Source organism: Dorea amylophila, from assembly GCF_025567265.1.
In the GTDB taxonomy this organism is placed as follows: Bacteria; Bacillota; Clostridia; order Lachnospirales; family Lachnospiraceae; genus Dorea_A; species Dorea_A amylophila.
In genome coordinates, this window is record NZ_JAOQJW010000011.1 from 71,814 (window position 1) to 86,241 (window position 14,428).

Consider the following 14,428-nt stretch of genomic DNA (forward strand, 5'->3'; position numbering starts at 1 on the left):
GGAGAAAAATATATGCATGCAAATGATGAAATCATCAGCCTTGCCGATTTCCGAAAAAAATTAAAAAGATTTCAGGAATGCTATGACGAAATATATTTTCGGGGAGAAGTAAAAGAATTTCTAAAGCGTGAGCCAAGTATTTTGCGAGATGAGGGCTATTTGGAAAATGAAGGACATATGTATCAGGAAATGATGCAAATGTATAGCAAACAATTGAATAATGCATATAGCTATATGGGAAAACTTGCACTGCTTCAACATAACAATGTTCCGACGAGATTGCTGGATATAACTGTCAATCCATTTGTTGCACTGTATTTTGCATGCGAGCAGAATGGAATAGCGAATGATGAAGATGGATATGTCTTTATGTATATCAGAAAAGGAAAAAGCTGTCATTCACCAGATGTGTATATACTGGCACTTCACGCCTGCTTTCCGGAGCTTTCTTATAGAAAAATTGCAGAGAAGGTTCGGCAGGAATTGGAAATGAATTACACAGAAGATGAAATTCAGAAAGTTATTCATACACCGTTATTTGTAAAAAGATCAGAGGATTTAAGTGTGGGAAATGCAAGAATTCAAGCACAAAAAGGATGCTTTTTTATCTGTGCAGATGATGAAAAAGGTGGACTTATTACGCTGGATTCGATCCCGCCGGTGATGGTTTATCGAATACCGGCATCTTATAAGGCCGGCATACGGGACGAACTGGATAAAGAGGAGAAGATTAACGTGTGTTCCATTTATCCGGAGATGCCGTCTGGTGGGGCATATTTAAGAGCAAAGTACAGAACTGTCAGATACGAAGTGTCAGAGGAAGATTATACGGTATATGATATATCGCAGAAAACGCATTGTAGAAGGGACACGGATTTACGCATTATCGTGAAAGAAGATTTGCCGATAAAGTGGGCGAAGCAGATCGTTCGACATGTTTGTGAGGGGTATAAAAGTTCTTCGGATGTTATATGGATATATGTCGGAGTGTCGAAGGAAGATATGCTTTTGTATAACTGGCGGATTACGGGCAGGTGGATTAATCCATTATGGAAAAATACGGGAATTGATCCGTTAAAAGAAAGAGATGGAGAATTTTCATGGGAGAATCAATCCGGAACTTCAATTATATCGGAGTATAATGAGAAAAATGTCTATAAACCGGACGATGAATTATATGCATATTATCATCAGGTTTTTGAGGATTCCATGCCATATATACGAGAAATAATTTCTTTATATGATAGTGAAGAAAAAGAAAAATTATATACATGGATATCTAGAAATAAGGAACAGATTCGGGAATTTTTTAATAAAACCACCAATGGTGGCTGCTCAAGAATCCGGGAATGGAATGAATTTATAAAACATTATAGCTTGCTGTATGTAGAGATGGAGAATATATGTCTTGAAAATGAAAATAAAAATTGGAATCCTCAGGCAAAATGGCATTTAATGGGGAGGAGGATTCAATCCATTCAGAAGGAGAAGGCGGTTATTGAAAAGGGAGAAGTAAAGTGGAGAAAAACGCTGGATGTTACGGATGAAGAACTGAAAAAGTGTAAGCCATGCTATGAAACTCATCAGGTAAGATCATTCGCTCAGACAATCCCTATGAGTGAAGATGCCATAGAAGTCAAGATGGAGATTAAGTATGAGAAAAATACAGAAGGAAAAATAGTTGTTTCCGGTAAAACCAACTTGTTTGACGGAGCACAATTGATGATTTCAATCATTCCAGATGGAAAATTTTATGGTCCGTCTTGTAAAGTAAACTGTTTAAATGGAACATTTACTTCAGAACCATTAGGAAATGGAAAGAATCTTTTAGGAAAATGTAAGATGAGTATTACAATGCCTGTAAGTTCCGCACAACCAATTGAATTTGTAAAAAAAGCTGGTATGCAATATGAAAACTTGAAAGGGGACTTTATCGTCAGAAAGGGGATATCACCTTCGGGGAAATATGAACAGGAAGTGGTTTTATGAAATGGAGAAAATCCTTATACGACATAATTGAAGTGAACGATGAACAAAATACAATAAGCAAGCTATATGACTGGATGATGATGATCGTCATAGTAGTAAGTATTATTCCGCTTGCCGTTAGAAACGCAAATGAACTTACGCAAATGTTAGATTTTGTTACGGTTATTATATTTATCATAGACTATATTTTAAGATTATTAACGGCGGACTTGAAATTGAAAAAAGGAAAGAAATCATTTGTCGAATATCCGTTTACACCAATGGCGGTAATCGATTTGGTATCGATCCTTCCATCAGTAACGCTTTTGAACAGCAGCCTGAAGTTATTAAGGCTCTTCCGGTTGTTCAGAACTTTCCGGGTATTCCGAGTATTTAAAGTGATCAGATATTCTAAGAGTATTAATATCATTATCAATGTATTCAAAAAGCAGAGAGAGGCGTTGCTGGTAGTAGGCGGATTGGCGATAGGATACATAGTGATCTCGGCACTGATCATGTTTAATGTAGAACCGGCAACATTTCCAAGCTTTTTTGATGCGGTATACTGGGCGACCGTTTCGTTGACTACGGTTGGATATGGGGATATCTATGCCGTTTCAACGATTGGTAAGGTGATTACGATGTTATCGTCGGTATTTGGAATTGCAATTGTGGCATTGCCGGCAGGCATTGTTACAGCCGGGTATATGGAAGAGATTAATAAAGATGAATCTTTGTAATTTAGGAGAATTGCAGATGGAAAATAAAGAGAAAAAGCAAATGCTTACAACGGAGCTAACAAAAGAAAAGGGCGGAGGGATTGTCGGGATAATTCAGGATATTACAATAAACGGAATCAAACTACAGGTGTTTCAGAACGGAACCGGCGGCCCGGTCATCTTCTGGGGCATGTATCCACATCAGCCGAACGAAGTAGAACATCTGTGGGAGTCTTTACTGGAACTTGTGCCGGAACAAAATTTCCTGCTCGTCGCATTTCAGGTGGAAGATTGGAATCGGGATTTTTCGCCTTGGGAAGCAGCGGCTGTATTCGGAAAGGAAGGCTTCGCCGGACAAGGTCTGAAGACGCTGAGATGGCTGACAGAGGAATGTGTGCCACATATTGACCGGACTTTTGGTGTGAAGGACAGGGAACATTGGCTGATGGGCTATTCGCTTGCCGGATTATTCGCGCTATGGGCAGCTTATGAAAGTGACGTGTTTTCTGGAATTGTATGCTGTTCGGGTTCGTTGTGGTTCCCGGACTGGGACCATTATGTGAGGAATCATGTGATTCAGAGTAAATGTAGCGTGTATCTGAGTCTTGGCGGAAAGGAAGAGAAGGCGAAGAACAAAGTAATGGCAGCGGTCGGTGACAGGACCAGGGCGCAGGAAGGGCTGTTACAGGAGGACTCGATGGTGGAATCTGTGGTTTTAGAGTGGAATGCGGGAGGACATTTTGCTGATGCGGGGAAGAGACTGGCTAAGGGTGTCAGATGGATGTTTGGTGCGAAAAGTGGCTTATAATAGAAGTTGAGGACGTTGATGTTTCATGGTATCATAATCAGTATAGAAGTAGATTAGAAGGTGTAATATATGGGAAGATTTGTGAATCCGGATAACAGTGCATTTCAAGTAGCACTGAATTCAAAAATCTATATAGATAAAACGGGCTTAATTGCCTGCATGAATGATGTACTGGACTCAACAGACGGATATATTTGCAATAGTCGTCCACGCCGGTTTGGAAAATCATATGCGGCGAATATGCTTGCAGCATACTATAGCAAAGGTGCAGATTCGGAAGAGATGTTTTTTGATCTTGAGATAGGAAAAACAGAAGATTTTAAGAAGCATCTTAATAAATATGATGTGATCCATATAGATGTACAATGGTTTCTGACCAATTGTGAAGAAGCAGAAAATGTTGTAGCATATATTACCAGGATAGTATTGGATGAATTGAGGGAAATTTATCCGGAAATTTTGTCTGAGGATGTAAGATCTTTGCCGGATGGGCTTTCACGGGTTAAGGATAAGACAGGACAGAAATTTATTATTATCATTGATGAATGGGATGTGCTTATCCGGGATGAGTCGGCAAATAAGAAAGTACAGGATGAATATATCCGTTTCCTGAGAAGTATGTTCAAGGGAACGGAACCTACGAAATATATCCAGCTCGCCTATCTTACAGGAATTTTACCGATAAAAAAAGAAAGAACACAATCGGCACTTAATAATTTCCGTGAATATTCGATGCTGAATGCGGGACCACTGGCCTCTTATATTGGATTCACAGAGGAAGAAGTAAAAGAACTTTGTGAGGAATATAAAAAGGATTTTTCAGAGGTGAAGCGCTGGTATGATGGCTATCAATTAGGAAAATATCATGTCTATAATCCAAACGCAGTCGTAAATCTGATGACCGATGGAAATTTTCAGAGTTACTGGTCTGGAACGGCTTCCTATGATTCGATCGTTCCATTGATTAATATGGATTTTGATGGATTAAAGACTGCAATTATTGAAATGTTGTCGGGGGCAGCGGTTGAAGTGGACGTTGCTTCATTTCAGAATGACATTGCAAATATTGTGAATAAAGACGATGTCCTGACGTATTTGATTCATATGGGATATCTGGGTTATTCGGGCGCTTCCAGAATGGCGTTTGTACCGAATGAGGAGATCAGACAGGAGCTGATTCGTGCGACGCGGAGAAAACGATGGAACGAGATGTTACTTTTCCAGCAGGAATCCGAATTGTTATTAGATGCAACGTTAGATATGGATGGTGAAGCGGTTGCAGAACGGATAGAAAAGATACATGAGGAATATGCATCAACAATTCAATACAATAATGAAAATTCACTTAGCAGTGTGTTGGCATTGGCATATCTGAGTGCGATGCAATATTATTTTAAGCCGGTTCGAGAATTACCGACAGGACGAGGCTTTGCGGATTTTGTGTTTATTCTAAAACCGGAATATAAGAGTGATTATCCGGCGCTTGTTGTGGAATTGAAATGGAATAAAAGTGCTGTGAGTGCATTGCAGCAGATAAAGGATAGAAAATATCCGGATTCTATTCAAGATTATACAGGTGATATTTTGCTGGTTGGGATTAATTATAGTAAAAAAGATAAGAAACATGAGTGTGTTATTAAGGCGTATAAGAAAAAATAACAGTGTTTCGTCAGGCATATAAGTGAAATGAAAGCATAGTAGAGGTGAATAAAATGCTCCCGGAAAGAAAAATACATTTTGAAGCAAAAAAGAAAGAAAAAGAGAACTTAAGATTTCGAAGCTTCTTAAAATGCAATGCGGATGAAGAAGAACTGGACCAGCAATTTTTACAACTGCACAAAGAATTATTTGAAAACTTCGATTGCGGCAGATGCCGTAACTGTTGTAAAGAGTACTGTGCGGAACTTACGACAGATGAAGTGAAGGAAGTGGCAGAGTATCTTAAGATGGAAGAGCCGCAATTTGTTCAGACATATCTGGAAAAAGATGAGACAGAAGGGACTTATTTAACGAAAAATAAACCATGTGATTTTCTTCAAAAGAATGGAGAATGTCTTTTAGAGGAGTGCAAGCCGGATGGCTGTAAGAAGTATCCATATACGGATCAATCGGGACGTTTGGGGAGTTTGTATGGTATGCTTGATGCGATAGCGGTGTGTCCTGTAGCATATGAGATCTGGGAACGGTTAAAGAAAATATATAACTTTCATTGATGATAATGTAAATGGAATGATAAAGAGGTAATTACAACCGGAGGTGAAAATCAATGAACAAAGCAGACAAAGCGGAATCTCTCTTCCGCACAGGCTACAACTGCAGCCAGTCGGTCTATGCAGCATTTGCGGAAGAACTGGGAATAACAGTGGAAGAGGCAGCAAAAAAAGCAAGCCCGTTCGGAGCAGGATTCGGCAAGCTTCGTGAAGTATGTGGTGCTGTGACGGGGATGGTCATGGTGATCGGTGATCTGTACGGATACGATGATCCGAAAGATGCGGCGGGGAAAAAGAAGCTTTATGCACTTGTGCAGAAGCTTTGCGGAGCATTTGAAGAATCGGAAGGAAGTCTAATTTGCCGGGAACTTCTTGGGCTGGAGAAGGGCGAAGATCTGGAAGAGCCTGCGGTCAGAACGGAAGAGTATTATCAGAGCAGACCGTGCGTGAAAGCATGCAGAAGAGCAGCAGAGATTTTGGAAGAATATATGAAGAATAAGTAGAAAAAGACAGCAAAAAAATCGGGGAATATATAAAGAATAAAAGGATAATAGAACGATTGATGTTGAATATAAAAAATAGAGCGGTACGATGAAGGTACCGCTCTGTTTTATATTCTGAATCGCCATGCGTTCGTAAGAAGCTGCCAGTGGCAGGAATTGTTATGTATTCGTAAAGTCTGGTTGGGGGCAGATTCCGCAGACAATGAAGGATTTTAAAATTTCTCATAATGAATTTTCTCAAATGGAAGCTTTGAAAGTTCGGCAGGTGTTTTCTCCTCAGCCGGCATCCCCAGAGACAGAATCGCTTCAAGCTTATACCCTTCCGGAAAATGCAGACATTCACGCACATAATCTTCGGTTGTAATAGATGCAGTACCGGAATCGGCGGAAGTTGCAGTTCTTAACCGTCCCTGGATCCAACAGCTTCCGATACCAAGACTGTCGGCCATCAGATGCATATTTGCCATGGCGATGGAGCTGTCCTCAATCCATACATCAGAGACTTCGGCATTGGCGATGACGACGATGGCCGCATCTGCGCCGGCCAACATCCAGGCGGCGCCGGTACGGCATTCGGACAGATGACGGAGCATGTCTTTGTCTTTGACGACGATGAATTCCCATGGGCGGATTGAACGGCTGGAAGCGGACAGAAGTCCGGCCTGAATGATCTGTGTCAATGCTGCATCATCAATAGGTGCACCGGTGTATTTACGAATGCTGTGGCGTTGCTGGAAAATTGATAATAAATTCATAAAAAACCCCCTTATCTTTTTTTCTTATAGTATAATTGAGAATATAAGAAAAGGGAAGAGAAGAGTATTTAGACAAGTATTAGACAAAAGAAAGCAGGAAGGATATGAGCGAATACATTACGACCTACACAGGAAAACATTTTAAACCAACAGAACCGGATCCGGAGTTATTTGACATAGCAGATATTGCACATGCGCTGTCTCTGATATGCAGAGGAAATGGTCATGTGAAGACGTTCTGGTCGGTCGGGGAACATTGCATTTGCTGTGCAAAAGAGGCAAAGGCGAGAGGCCTGTCGGATAGGGTGGTGCTTGCATGCCTGCTTCACGATGCAAGCGAGTGTTATATGTCGGATGTTCCGTCGCCTTTTAAGAAGGAACTGCCGGAATATAATGAACGCGAAGAACGTATGCTTTCTATGATTTATGAAAAATTTCTCGGTTCGGACCTGACACCGGAAGAGAAGATGCAGTTGAATGTGATTGATAAGGCAATGCTATGGTATGATCTGACGTTTCTTCTGGGAGAGAAACAGGAGAGCGAAGCGCCAAAATTGCATATTGATCTGAGGTATGAGGTCAGAGCATTTGGTAAGGTGGAAGAGGAATACCGGAGGATTTTTGAAGAACAGCTTATAACCGTACAGAATAAAAGAATCTAAAATCGTACGGATAAGATAGAAAAGGAGGAATACATTATGTTACACGAAGTATCTTTTGCGTCCTACAACGGACGTGACCAGGTCCAGGGATGGATCTATGTTCCGGCTTGCAAACCGAAGGGAATTGTCCAGGTGATCCACGGATTTGGTGAACATTCCAGACGTTATCTGCATATGATATCTGCCTTCATGGATGCGGGTTATATCGTGGCAGCAGACGATCATGTAGGACATGGGAAGACAGCAATGGTCAATAATGTGTGGGGTGATTGGGGAGACAAAGGACCGCATACAATGATGGAAGACGAGCATACATTGAAAGGAATCGTGTGTGAAAAATATCCGGATCTGCCATATTTCTTATTCGGACACAGCATGGGATCTTTTATCACAAGAGATTTCATTGCAAAATACGGGGACGAACTGGCCGGGGCAACCATCTGCGGAACAACGGGAATCTTCCGCGGGGCAGAAGAGACGGGAAAGAAATTAAAAGAAGCGATCGATGCAGGACATGGAGAAGAATCCGATCCGTCATATACCGGAGAACTGATGGGATGGATGTGTGAGCGCTGTGGAGAGGTCAGCATCGGAAATGAGTGGATCTGTGCCGATCCGTATGTACAGCGGGATCATGCCGATGATCCGTTTGATGCATTTACCAGACCGACCAGCAACCGTTCGGTATATGATTTCATCCAGATGATGTTACAGATCGAGGGAACAGAGTGGGCCGAAAAAGTGCCGACAGATCTGCCAATCTATAATATTGCGGGAGATCAGGATCCGGTAGGTGAGTATGGTGTCGGTGTATATCAGGTAAGTAACTGGCTGGTACAGACCGGACATAACGTAACAACGAAGCTGTACTCGGGATACCGTCACGAGATACATAATTATGCTGAGATTAAGAACGAAGTCGAAGCGGGTATTATTGCATTCATGGACAAGGCATTATAAAAATGTATTAGGTGCCGGGACCACCGGATACCATAGCTGTGGTGACACCAAGGATATTACCGATTTCAATCGTAGCGGCAAGAGCCGTAGTCAGAGCGGAAAAAGGAGAAACATCTCCTACTATTCCTTCCTAAAACGCAAAGAAGAGCAATGCTGTGAACAACATTGCTCTTCAAAATTCAGTTCCTGCAATTAGAACAAATGTGAGGTTGAGGGCGTTAAAGTTTCATGATATCATAATCAATATAGAAGAACAGTGTGACAGATTATGTTATTACAACCGGAGAGTCTTTTATCGCATTCTTCAAAAGGACCTGTTTTCATAAACAAGGAGTGAAGGCGGATTACGAATGTCCGTTTCATTAAAGGAAGGAGTTAAGATGAAGCAATTAAAAAAACAATGGAATAAGGTAACGGCACTTTTGCTGACCTTTGGGATGGTTTTTGGATTATTTGCGGCAGTGCCGGTACAGGCGGAGGATGGAAATGCGTCCGGAAGTACAATTTTTGATGTAAAAATTGTACATACGAATGATATTCATGCGCGGGTAGAAGAGGACGATTACAATCAGGTGATCGGAATGGACCGGCTGAGCGGAATTGCACAGGCATTTACGGAAGGAGCAGACGGTTTGCTGATGTTGGATTCCGGAGATACTTTTCATGGACAATCGATTGCGACATTGGTAAAGGGAGAATCAGTGGCAAAACTGATGAAAGCTTGTGGATATGATGCAATGACTACAGGAAACCATGACTGGAGTTATGGCAAAGATCGTTTAAAAGAGCTTGGTGGAATTGCTAATGTCAAAATTTTATCCGGTAACATCAAAAATACAGACGGAACATCCTTTTTTGATACGGATGCACTTGTAAAAGAGATTACAAAAAATGGAAAAACACTGAAGATCGGTGTGTTTGGTGTAAGTGATCCGGAGATGAAAAATAAGACAACACCATCTAACGTGGAAGGGCTGGACTTTCAGGATGCGGTAGCTTATGCAAGAAAGGAAGCTGCCGCGTTAAAGGCAGAGGGGTGTGATGTGGTGATCGCATTGTCCCATACGCTTGATCCAAAGAGTGTGGCTGCACAGGTGGACGGTGTCGATTTGTGGCTGTGTGGACATGAGCATATTGAACTCAGTGAATCTGTGACGACACCGGATGGTTCAACAACCTATGTATCGGAAAGTGGATATTATTTAAATACTGTGGGTCTGATCGATCTGAACTGTACTATGGATGAGAATGGAAGCGTACATGTGGATTATAAGAAGACATCGGTCGATTATGAAGCGGCACAAAACTATCCGAAGGATGCTTCCGTGACAGCTGTATTGGATACGATCAAAGCGGAAAACGAGACAGTACTGAATCGTGTCATCGGTACTTCACCGGTGGAATTAGACGGTGTCTGGGAACATATCCGTATTGGACAGACAAATCTTGGAAATGTCATAACGGATGCGTACCTGCTTGCCACAGGGGCTGATATAGCCTTTGAAAATGCTGGTGGAATCCGTGCTTCTATCGCTGCCGGAACGGTAACGTATGGAGATGTCATCAATGTCAGCCCTTATGGAAACTATGTGGTGACCAAAAAACTGACCGGCGCACAGATAAAGGAAATGCTGGAGACCAGTCTTACTATTCAGAAAAACTGTATTGTTGCAAATGACAGTGGTGAGTGGGATGCGTGGCCAAATGACAGCGGAAGTTATCTGCAGGTTGGCGGAATTACCGTCCGCTTCGATCCGGCGCAGCCAGCGGGTGCCCGTGTGCTTTCTGTGCAAAAAGATGGGCAGGATCTGGATGATACAAAAGAGTATACCGTAGCAGTTAACAATTACCTTGCCGGCTCTGACAGCTATCCTCAGCTTGCCGGTGCAGTGGAGACCGGAGAATATTCCTGCTGTGAAGAGTTGTTGATTCGCTTCTTTGAACAGGGCTCTGATACAGTTATGGCAAGTGCAGCGAAGCAGAACATGATTCAGACAACCAAAGAGGCAGAAGAACCGGGACAGCCACCTGTGCCTGTTACACCGCCTGTACCGGAGCAGCCAGCGAAAGAACAGCTGGAAGCTGTGAAAACAGAGAATAAAGAAAAAGCAAGTGGAACAAAAACTTCGGTAAAAAGTCCGAAAACAGCGGATAATAATGAGATATTCTTCTGGATGATACTACTGTTGCTCAGTAGCGGAGCAGGAAGTATCTGCCTGGTTCAGAAAAATAAAGGATAATTCAAGATGCGGAAGCCCTTAAAAAAATCAAGGACTTCCGCACTTTTTTTGTTTACAGAAAAATAGTTTTGTAATCGCATGCGCCAAATAGCAGAAAATTAAGACGGAATCAACACACATGCACAATATCCCGGAGCAGGTTGAAAACAGTAGATGGTCAGAGTCTTGTCGGCTTCGACAGCAAAATGTAAGGACTCCGGTTTTATTAAACCCGGAGTCCTTTTTGAAGAAGTTCATCGAAAGAGCAAGGTTTTCCCCACAGATATCCCTGACTATAATCAGGATCCAGCAGTCGAATCTTTTCCCATTCATCCTCAGTCTCCACACCTTCTATGCAGATTTTTATGTTCAGACGGTGTATCATAGTGCAGAATCGTTTTAAAAGATCATATTCCTTTGCATCTTTTATAGCTTTTGCGGTAAAGGAACGGTCAATTTTAATGATATCCGGACGAAGTTCATTGAGATAATGGAAGTTCGAATAACCGGTTCCGAAATCATCCAGTGCAAGCCGTATGCCGGCTTTTCTTAATTCCTTCAGGAAATGCCGTGCATTGGAATTGTCTTCCAGCAAAGCACTTTCTGTTAATTCCACGATCAATGCTTCCGGAGGAAGTTTGGCATTTTCAAGTTCAGCAGAGATATCCTGTATCACATCAGACTTTTCAATCTGTATCTGTGAGATATTGATGCTGACCTGGAAGTCCGGAATTGTTTCACGGAGCTTTTTACATGCCTGTAGAGCTTCCCTTATGATCCAGCGGCCGGCCGGAATGATGAGTCCGCTTTCTTCCAGGATAGGGATAAATTCTGCCGGTGAGATAGTTCCGAACTGTCCGGAAGAAAAACGCATCAAGGTTTCCGCACCAAAAGGCTGTCTGCAGCCTGCTTTCACCAATGGCTGTAAGGCAACAGAGAATCCACGAAAGTCATGTATGACTGCCGCATGAAGGACATCGCTGATATCTTTCAGATGTAAGAACCGTTGATAGTCCTGTTCATTGAAAATGTAATAACGGTTTCTTCCCCGTTTTTTAGCTGTGTTCAATGAAAAATCTGTCCGCTTCATCATTTCATCATATTCGCTTTCCAGAAGATTATAAAATGGGAGAATCCCACCGGAAATCGTAAAGATTGCCGTATAATGATTCTTTTTAATAAACTGGTTGATGTTTTCCCTGATTTTATTGTAAAGGTGTACTGCTGTCTGCTTATCGTCAGAAGTAATATCCACGATGATAAATTCATCAGAGGATAATTTGTATACCTGCTGTTCCCCTGAAATACAGTGCGAAATACACTCTGCAGTTTTCCGGAGAATATAATCACCATAATCCCATCCGAATTTTTCATTGATCGATTTGAAATTATCAATACCAAGGCGTAACAGAAATCCATTTTCCAGAGGAGTCTCCTGGGTCTTCAGGTATTCAATCAGACCATTCTCGCCGAAAAGTCCACTGATATTATCTGCTTTCTGCTTTTCGCCGATCTCATTAATACATCCAACCATGTAGAGCGGCTTTTGATAATCATCCCGTACAAGATATCCGCGGCAGTTGATCCAGACCGGATTCCTGTTCAGATCCAGCCAGCGGTATTCCATATTATGGATACAACGGTTGGTAGTAAGCAGATCACGGAATTCGGCAGTCAGCAGCGGATAATCCTCGGCATATACAAAGTCCCGGTGTGTTTCCATAACATTATAAAAAGCATTTTGAGGAACGCAGAAACGTTCCAGTGACTGTGGTGCAATATAGTAAAAGTCGGTCCGGAAATCAACAAAGTACAGATAGTCATCGGTACTTGGACTGAGCAGGTCAATGATCCCGCATAATTCCGTCGGTGAAATATGCTGGTATTTTTTCTCCTGCGTGATCAGTTCATCCGTGATCCCTTGTGCACGAGATTGCTTTCCGGAAGAAAGCATCGGATGAGAAGAAGCGGAATGTGATATTTTTTTTCTTCGTTTTTCACGGTAAAGCATAGTATCACTGCGTCTTACGATATCTTTAAAATCCATATCGGTGTCAGGCTGATAATAGGCATATCCGGAGGAGACGCTGAGAGAATAGGAAAGATCCTGATCCTTTTCATTTAGAAGCAGCTCCAGTTTATGGATCTTATCGGCAATCAGCTCTTTTTCATCTTTATGGAAAATATAAGCAAATTCGTCTCCACCGATTCGGAAACAATTCTGTTCCGATGGAAAAGCCTGGCGGATACACTGATAGCAAAGCTTTAAGGCTTCATCTCCCTTTTCGTGGCCAAAGTTATCATTAATTTCCTTCAGATTATCAAGGTCTAACAAGACAACTCCGGTTGTATGTAATTCCAGCTCCTGCTCGTCCAGATAACGGATCATATTTTCATAGGCATTCCGGTTCATGGCTTCGGTGAGCATATCTATATTAGCCAGTTTCTGGAAGTAGATTAGTTTTTGCTTCTGGATACACTGCTCATAATATTGCGATACCTGGATCCAGATCAGCATAAGGATAAACAGCAGAGTCCCAAGCGGAAGAAATACAGATGTCTGCTGGAATCTGCGGATATAATAAACCAATAGTTCCGACAAGGCAAAATACATAATGAGGTACATCGGGTATCTGAATTTTCTGGCAAGTTCGTTTCCAAGCTGTTTTGCCTCGTAATGGATCAGTCCGATCGTATATGCTGCATTCACAAGCATGATCAGATGCGTGATCGGAAGAATCAGGAAGATATCGACAATTCCCATACACTGAAGAAGGACGGCTGCGCCCATATTGATCAGATAAGAAACAGACAGGAACAGGGCACCTTTTCGGAATTTACTTTTGCAAATATCATACAAAAGGAAATTAAACGGTACAGGAAAGAGATAAAATGTAAAGAAGTCAATAAAATACAGTGTTCTTCCATCCGGAACTAAAAACTGCAGAAAACCACATTGCTTCAGGGACCATAAGGCGATCAACAGAGAAAAGATTCCAAGATTCAGGAATATTTTAGATGTTTCTTCGGAAAAATCCTCCTGTTTCTTACGGATCACTGCAATATACAATACCAGAGAGAGAAATCCCAAAAATAAAACACCGCAACTGACGATCAGTATTCCTAGACTCTGGCTGAGAATCTTCAGAATACAATCGCCCCTCGTACCCAGAAAAAGATGAGCCGGGTTCCCATAATAACCCTGATATACAGGGATGATTTTGACGGTCAGTTTCTTGGCATCACTGTTTGCCGGAATGTCTACAATATGCCAGCAGGAGCCGGGTGATTTCATGAATTTGGGTGTGTGTGTTTCATTTCCGTATTGATAAATAAGTTTCCCATCAAGCCAGACTTCTGCATTGGTATGAGTAGTCTGGAAAAGAATCGCTTTTTGTGTGTGGAATTCATCGGACAGGATCACAGATTCTGTTTTCGCACCGTCAGTTTTAAAACTTGTTGTTTTCAGTGAGGTGGTGTTATCAAAAGGCAGTTCGTTCCGAACAGTATCCTGTCTGAATATCCAGATGGAAAAGATGACGGCAAATAAGACAGATGCGATCAACGAGAGCCATATTTTTTTCTCTATTTTCATAATTTGATTTCCTTTAGATTCTACGTATT

At 41.8% G+C, this 14,428-nt stretch carries 11 protein-coding genes and 1 pseudogene; 9 read left to right on the top strand and 3 right to left on the bottom strand.

What is annotated here, in order from left to right; genetic code table 11:
- Positions 1-12 precede the first annotated feature (12 nt).
- The 6 genes from OCV72_RS08460 to OCV72_RS08485 all read left to right on the top strand — a co-directional run bounded on the left by OCV72_RS08460 (position 13) and on the right by OCV72_RS08485 (position 6,208).
- On the top strand, positions 13-1,989 hold the full coding sequence (locus tag OCV72_RS08460; protein ID WP_055283145.1) for an FRG domain-containing protein: 1,977 nt from the start codon (positions 13-15) through the stop codon (positions 1,987-1,989).
- Entirely contained in the window at positions 1,986-2,708 is a 723-nt protein-coding gene (locus OCV72_RS08465; protein WP_055283148.1) for an ion transporter, read from the top strand. The genes OCV72_RS08460 and OCV72_RS08465 overlap by 4 nt, the downstream gene beginning before the upstream one ends.
- A gap of 16 nt (positions 2,709-2,724) precedes the next feature.
- Positions 2,725-3,495: an alpha/beta hydrolase gene (locus OCV72_RS08470; RefSeq protein WP_242859241.1), complete on the top strand. Its 771-nt coding sequence runs from the start codon at positions 2,725-2,727 to the stop codon at positions 3,493-3,495.
- A 69-nt stretch (positions 3,496-3,564) separates the two neighbouring features.
- Complete coding sequence (locus OCV72_RS08475) at positions 3,565-5,154, top strand: AAA family ATPase (RefSeq protein ID WP_055283151.1); 1,590 nt, start codon at positions 3,565-3,567, stop codon at positions 5,152-5,154.
- 53 nt (positions 5,155-5,207) lie between these two features.
- Entirely contained in the window at positions 5,208-5,708 is a 501-nt protein-coding gene (locus OCV72_RS08480; protein WP_055283153.1) for a YkgJ family cysteine cluster protein, read from the top strand.
- Positions 5,709-5,761: 53 nt separating this feature from the next.
- The gene (locus OCV72_RS08485; RefSeq protein WP_055283155.1) at positions 5,762-6,208 is read left to right on the top strand and encodes a C-GCAxxG-C-C family protein; all 447 of its coding nucleotides are present in this window, start codon (positions 5,762-5,764) and stop codon (positions 6,206-6,208) included.
- Between the two features lie 212 nt (positions 6,209-6,420).
- Here the strand turns inward: OCV72_RS08485 and OCV72_RS08490 are convergent, their stop codons facing one another.
- Complete coding sequence (locus OCV72_RS08490) at positions 6,421-6,963, bottom strand: nitroreductase family protein (protein WP_055283158.1); 543 nt, start codon at positions 6,961-6,963, stop codon at positions 6,421-6,423.
- A 104-nt stretch (positions 6,964-7,067) separates the two neighbouring features.
- Here OCV72_RS08490 and OCV72_RS08495 point away from each other — a divergent pair, with 104 nt between their 5' ends.
- Both OCV72_RS08495 and OCV72_RS08500 read left to right on the top strand, forming a co-directional pair.
- Positions 7,068-7,625, top strand: a complete 558-nt coding sequence (locus OCV72_RS08495) for an HD domain-containing protein (RefSeq protein ID WP_055283160.1) — start codon at positions 7,068-7,070, stop codon at positions 7,623-7,625.
- Positions 7,626-7,661: 36 nt separating this feature from the next.
- On the top strand, positions 7,662-8,585 hold the full coding sequence (locus OCV72_RS08500) for an alpha/beta fold hydrolase (protein ID WP_055283162.1): 924 nt from the start codon (positions 7,662-7,664) through the stop codon (positions 8,583-8,585).
- Between the two features lie 13 nt (positions 8,586-8,598).
- Here the strand turns inward: OCV72_RS08500 and OCV72_RS16795 are convergent.
- Positions 8,599-8,703: pseudogene (locus tag OCV72_RS16795) on the bottom strand (alanine:cation symporter family protein); the annotation flags it as partial.
- 262 nt (positions 8,704-8,965) lie between these two features.
- Between OCV72_RS16795 and OCV72_RS08510 the strand changes: the two are divergent.
- Complete coding sequence (locus OCV72_RS08510) at positions 8,966-10,825, top strand: bifunctional metallophosphatase/5'-nucleotidase (protein ID WP_055283165.1); 1,860 nt, start codon at positions 8,966-8,968, stop codon at positions 10,823-10,825.
- Between the two features lie 205 nt (positions 10,826-11,030).
- Here OCV72_RS08510 and OCV72_RS08515 read toward each other — a convergent pair whose 3' ends face one another.
- Positions 11,031-14,399, bottom strand: a complete 3,369-nt coding sequence (locus OCV72_RS08515; RefSeq protein WP_055283167.1) for an EAL domain-containing protein — start codon at positions 14,397-14,399, stop codon at positions 11,031-11,033.
- Between the last annotated feature and the right edge of the window lie 29 nt (positions 14,400-14,428).

Bases quoted from the DNA above. Each gene is read 5' to 3' on its own strand.
- OCV72_RS08510 (WP_055283165.1), top strand. From the start codon at position 8,966: ATGAAGCAATTAAAAAAACAATGGAATAAGGTAACGGCACTTTTGCTG.
- OCV72_RS08480 (WP_055283153.1), top strand. From the start codon at position 5,208: ATGCTCCCGGAAAGAAAAATACATTTTGAAGCAAAAAAGAAAGAAAAA.
- OCV72_RS08490 (WP_055283158.1), bottom strand. From the start codon at position 6,963: ATGAATTTATTATCAATTTTCCAGCAACGCCACAGCATTCGTAAATAC.
- OCV72_RS08485 (WP_055283155.1), top strand. From the start codon at position 5,762: ATGAACAAAGCAGACAAAGCGGAATCTCTCTTCCGCACAGGCTACAAC.
- OCV72_RS08500 (WP_055283162.1), top strand. From the start codon at position 7,662: ATGTTACACGAAGTATCTTTTGCGTCCTACAACGGACGTGACCAGGTC.
- OCV72_RS08470 (WP_242859241.1), top strand. From the start codon at position 2,725: ATGGAAAATAAAGAGAAAAAGCAAATGCTTACAACGGAGCTAACAAAA.
- OCV72_RS08515 (WP_055283167.1), bottom strand. From the start codon at position 14,399: ATGAAAATAGAGAAAAAAATATGGCTCTCGTTGATCGCATCTGTCTTA.
- OCV72_RS08495 (WP_055283160.1), top strand. From the start codon at position 7,068: ATGAGCGAATACATTACGACCTACACAGGAAAACATTTTAAACCAACA.
- OCV72_RS08475 (WP_055283151.1), top strand. From the start codon at position 3,565: ATGGGAAGATTTGTGAATCCGGATAACAGTGCATTTCAAGTAGCACTG.
- OCV72_RS08465 (WP_055283148.1), top strand. From the start codon at position 1,986: ATGAAATGGAGAAAATCCTTATACGACATAATTGAAGTGAACGATGAA.
- OCV72_RS08460 (WP_055283145.1), top strand. From the start codon at position 13: ATGCATGCAAATGATGAAATCATCAGCCTTGCCGATTTCCGAAAAAAA.